1 pseudogene is annotated in these 403 nt (G+C 46.9%); it reads right to left on the bottom strand.

Going from position 1 to position 403, the window contains the following annotated elements:
• Window positions 1–403, bottom strand: a pseudogene (locus C6366_RS21335) (hypothetical protein); the annotation flags it as partial.

Below are 403 nucleotides of genomic sequence, written 5' to 3'. Positions count from 1 at the left end.
GTATACTGGTCGTTAATTGATGTGTACACTACCGAAGTGGTTCTGGCACCGTCACTGGCCTGAATTTTGTCGTTCCCCAAACGGCCCCAACTGGCGCGTAACTTAAGAAAATCAACTGCATCCACACCTTCCATAAATGCCTCTTCAGATGGAATCCATCCCACACCAACAGAGGGGAAATAACCCCATTTCTCCTGATACTTGGAACTTCCATCGGCACGCATGGTTCCGTAAATCAGATATTTGTTGTTATAGTTATATGAAATCCTGCTGATGTATGACAACCCATATTGACGCAAACCATCGTCGCCAACACCGGTTTCCGGCTTCTCCTCTGCCTGGCTTATGTACCATGCTGTTTTTTGTCCGTAAGGGAAATTGATACCCTGTCCGCGCAGGTGAT

It is taken from the genome of Desulfonatronum sp. SC1 (assembly GCF_003046795.1).
GTDB lineage: Bacteria > Desulfobacterota > Desulfovibrionia > Desulfovibrionales > Desulfonatronaceae > Desulfonatronum.
Note: the sequence above shows the minus strand (reverse complement) of the source record. Positions and strands in the feature narration are given on the sequence as shown.